Below are 4,067 nucleotides of genomic sequence, written 5' to 3'. Positions count from 1 at the left end.
CATTCGCAGTCGGGCAGGACGTGTTGTTGCTCAGCAATCCACTGTTCGGTGGACTTCATGCTGCAGGCCTTTGACTTGCAGCTCTGGCAGAAGAAGCGGGAGTGGGTACAGTCAGGTAAAGCCAGGTAAAGCGCAGCAGTAGCGGCGCACACCCATAGCGCAGGTGCCGCAGGCGAGCATGCGCTCAACGGCGAGTTGGGTCCACTGGCTGACGCTGTCGCCATGTTTTTCGAGATAGCGGTTCCAGCCGTCATCGACGGTGAAAAGGAGTTTGGCGGGACGCGGGATATACATGGAGCTGAGTATAAAGCGGAGCTCCAGTCATGCAAAGCACCGGAACGGCGAAGCCGTGACGCTCGCCCTTAAGGGCGCTACGTTCATGCTAGCCACGTTCCAGCCACTGCTTTAGAATCAGCAACTAGTTTACTAAACAGCGATCGAGTATGACAAATCAGGATCTGCCGCCTTCATCCCACCCTGTTGCCCGCATTCTGGTAATCAAGTTTCGTCACCATGGCGATATGCTTTTAACCACTCCGGTTATCCGCTCGCTGAAAGCAGCCTGGCCCGATGCCACTGTGGACGTGCTGCTATATGAAGAAACCCACGCCATGCTTACGCATCATCCGGATATTCATCAGGTCTACTCAATTGACCGCACGTGGAAGGAACAGGGCACTCGCTTCCAAGTCAACCAAGAGTGGGAGCTGTTAAAAACGCTGAGAAAGCAGCGTTACGATCTGGTGGTGAATCTTGCTGACCAGTGGCGCAGTGCGTTGATTACACGCTTTACCGGTGCCCCGGTGCGGCTTGGTTTTGATTTTCCAAAACGTCAGGGCACGCTATGGCGGCGCTGTCATTCGCATTTAGTCTCAACAGAGACACATAATACTCTGCATGCCGTAGAACAGAATCTGTCGCTACTTGCCCCGTTAAAGTTGCCCTCCACCGACAGTACCGTTGGTATGTATTACGCCGACAGCGACCGCCTTAAAGTACGCGAGCAGCTCAACAGCGTGACAAAATATATCGTGGTACAGCCTACCTCGCGCTGGTTCTTTAAATGCTGGAGCGAGGAGAAAATGGCCGCCGTTATCCAGTCATTGCAGGATGATGGTCATACTATTGTGTTGACTTCCGGACCCGATAAAAAAGAGTTGGCGATGATTAGTCAGATTGAGGATCAACTCTCATCCCGGCAGAATGTTATCTCCTTGGCCGGTCAGCTGACGCTAAACCAAGTGGCGGCGCTGATAGATGAGGCCGGGCTATTTATTGGTGTCGATTCCGTACCCATGCATATGGCCGCCGCATTGCAAACCCCCTGCATTGCACTGTTTGGCCCGTCAAAGTTAGTCTTCTGGCGGCCATGGCAGGTAAAAGGTGAGGTAATCTGGGCTGGCGACTTTGCCCCATTACCCGATCCTGATGCTGTCGATACCAAAACCGCAGAACGTTTCTTGGATGCCATTCCAGTGAAAACAGTGCTCATTGCAGCGAGGAAATTACTAGCATGAAACCGATTCGGCTGGCCATTGTTCGCCAAAAATACCGCCCGGATGGGGGAGCAGAGCGCTTTATCTCTCGTGCACTTGAGGCGCTCGATAATCAGTCGATGGATCTCAATGTCATCACCCGTCAGTGGCAAGGCGCACGCCAGTCTAACTGGCATCTGCATATTTGCGATCCGCTTAAATCGGGCCGCATCAGTCGCGAGCGTGGCTTTGCCGATGCTGCCAGAAAAATCTGGCAGCGTGAGAAATTCGATATCGTGCAGAGCCACGAGCGCATTGCCGGTTGTGATATTTATCGTGCCGGAGATGGTGTTCATCAGCGTTGGCTGGAACAGCGCTCACTCCTCCTACCTGCATGGCGGCAAAAGCTATTGATGAGCAATCGCTATCACCGCTACGTGATGGATGCCGAACGCAAAATGTACCAAGCAAAGGAGCTTAAGGCCGTTATTTGCAACGCGCAAATGGTGAAAGACGAAATCATTGAGCGTTTTGGCGTTGCTGGCCACAAAATCCATGTTATCTACAATGCCATCAGCACTACGCAATTTGTACCCGTCAGCGAAGTGGAACGCAGTAAGCTGCGTGCTAGGCTGGGTCTTCCTCTTAACGCCACCATTCTGATTTATGTCGGTTCTGGCTTTGAACGTAAGGGGCTGGCCGCCGCCATCAGAGCAGTCGCTGGCACCAACCGCTATCTGGTGGTGGTTGGCAAAGATAAGGCGGAAAAACAGTATCAGTCACTGGCCAGCGAACGGGGCTGCAGCGAACGGATTATCTTTACGGGTATGCAACAGGACACGCGCCCATGGTATCAGGCCGCGGACGGCTTATTACAGCCAACGCTCTATGACCCTTTCCCTAATGTCATTCTGGAAGCGATGGCCTGCGGCTTACCCGTGATCACCTCGACCACGTGCGGGGGCAGCGAGTTTATTGAGCAGGGAAAAAATGGCTATGTTTGCGATGCCCTGGACGTTCCCGCCCTACGTGATGCCGTCATGTCACTTCCCGATCACGCAGTCGGTAGCGAGATGGCAAATCATGCACGCGAGCGCGTGATAGGTTCATCCCCTCAGCGCCTGTCGCAGCAGCTGGTTACCCTTTATCAATACATTCTGGATTAAGTCATGCGTATCTTGGTAATTATCGATGGACTGCCGGGTGGCGGGGCCGAAAAAGTGGTGCTGGCGCTCTGCGAAGGCATGCAGAAGATGGGGCATCAGGTCACTTTGTTTTCACTACGCAATGTCTGCAAGTACACTCTTCCTGAAGGGATTGATTATCAGGTAGTGGAGAGTGACAGCAAGGTACCGTGGCGCAAATTGACTGAACTAAAACGTCGGGCAGCCAGTCTGGATCGTGCAATCACTGCCAGTGAAATGCAGGCAGGAAGTTTCGACCTAGTCTTCTCCCACCTGCACAAAACCGATCGCATCGTTGCTCGTTGTAAAAATCTGTCGCCAGAAAAAATGTGGTACTGCATTCACGGCATACTCTCCACTTCATATCTGGGGCACCGTAAAGGTATCGATCATTGGATCAAGCTGCGAAAAATTGCCCGAATTTATCAGGGAAAGAATATTGTTACAGTCTCACAGGCCGTGGCGGATGATTTGCAAACAAAGCTCTCGATATCGCCGCGCCAGCTGGCGGTGATCAATAACCCGTTTGATATCGCCCATCTGCTTGCTCAGGCAGAACAGCCTTTTTCACTGACAGAAGAGCCCTATATCGTCCATGTAGGTCGTTTTCACCTGACAAAACGCCACGACCGTCTGTTAAAGGCTTATGCCAGATCAGGGATTGAGGCCAAGCTCGTGCTGGCAGGGACAGGCGAAGAAGCACAGTTAGCAGCAGTTAAAAAGCTGGCAGAAAAACTGGGCATCAACGATCGAGTGATCTTTGCGGGTTTCCAAGCTAATCCCTATCCCTTGATCAAACATGCCGGGATGCTGGTACTCAGTTCGGATAGCGAAGGCTTTGGCAACGTGCTGGTCGAAGCATTGCTATGTGGTACCCCCGTTGCCAGTACACGCTGCCCCGGGGGACCTGCAGAAATACTGGAACGTGCGGGTATGAGCCACGCACTTTCAGAATTGAGCAGTGAATCACTGGCGAAGGTGATGGCTGATATCTGGCAGAATTTCCCAGTTATCGATCGCCAACGGCTGATGAGCTACGATCTACAGCCCATCTGTCAGCAGTATCTTTCGCTTAAGGATTAATTCGTTCCAGTTTCTGCCAGACCTCATCAACACTTACATCGACACAATCGCCTGATGAAGTCTGCAGTATTTGGGACTCACCCGACCACGGATATCAAGGATCCAGAAGGCCGGGCTTCGTCGGGCGGGTTGACATTTCAGGGAATGTACCGGACTGGAGCCAGCGCCTGATCGTTACGCGTGATAACCCGGTAGTGCGGGATATTTCACGTATCCCACATCCGTTCCTATTCAGGGTAATGACTTCCACCCAGCGTTGATGACGTTTATTACGGATCTGCTGCTTAAGTCGCTCCGGGCGACGAATATATGGCGAAGATACTTC

3 protein-coding genes and 2 pseudogenes are annotated in these 4,067 nt (G+C 52.4%); 3 read left to right on the top strand and 2 right to left on the bottom strand.

What is annotated here, in order from left to right; genetic code table 11:
• Positions 1-294: pseudogene (locus BBW68_RS20715) on the bottom strand (transposase zinc-binding domain-containing protein); the annotation flags it as partial.
• A gap of 149 nt (positions 295-443) precedes the next feature.
• Between BBW68_RS20715 and rfaQ the strand changes: the two are divergent.
• The 3 genes from rfaQ to BBW68_RS09455 are packed head-to-tail and all read left to right on the top strand — an operon-like array spanning position 444 to position 3,742.
• A complete protein-coding gene (rfaQ, locus tag BBW68_RS09465; RefSeq protein WP_070135166.1) occupies positions 444-1,517 on the top strand; it encodes a putative lipopolysaccharide heptosyltransferase III in 1,074 nt (357 codons plus the stop codon).
• On the top strand, positions 1,514-2,641 hold the full coding sequence (locus tag BBW68_RS09460) for a glycosyltransferase family 4 protein (protein WP_070135165.1): 1,128 nt from the start codon (positions 1,514-1,516) through the stop codon (positions 2,639-2,641). Before rfaQ ends, BBW68_RS09460 begins: the two co-directional genes overlap by 4 nt.
• Positions 2,642-2,644: 3 nt before the next feature.
• Positions 2,645-3,742, top strand: coding sequence for a glycosyltransferase (locus BBW68_RS09455; protein ID WP_070135164.1), 1,098 nt, complete (start codon positions 2,645-2,647; stop codon positions 3,740-3,742).
• A 97-nt stretch (positions 3,743-3,839) separates the two neighbouring features.
• Here the strand turns inward: BBW68_RS09455 and BBW68_RS17885 are convergent.
• A pseudogene (locus BBW68_RS17885) lies at positions 3,840-4,067 on the bottom strand (ISL3 family transposase); the annotation flags it as partial.

It is taken from the genome of Candidatus Erwinia dacicola (assembly GCF_001756855.1).
Lineage (GTDB): Bacteria > Pseudomonadota > Gammaproteobacteria > Enterobacterales > Enterobacteriaceae > Erwinia > Erwinia dacicola.
This window is presented reverse-complemented; position numbering and strand designations above follow the sequence as displayed.

What these genes read in the sequence shown, in the direction of transcription:
- BBW68_RS09460 (WP_070135165.1), top strand. Translation starts at nt 1,514, where the DNA reads ATGAAACCGATTCGGCTGGCCATTGTTCGCCAAAAATACCGCCCGGAT.
- BBW68_RS09455 (WP_070135164.1), top strand. Translation starts at nt 2,645, where the DNA reads ATGCGTATCTTGGTAATTATCGATGGACTGCCGGGTGGCGGGGCCGAA.
- rfaQ (WP_070135166.1), top strand. Translation starts at nt 444, where the DNA reads ATGACAAATCAGGATCTGCCGCCTTCATCCCACCCTGTTGCCCGCATT.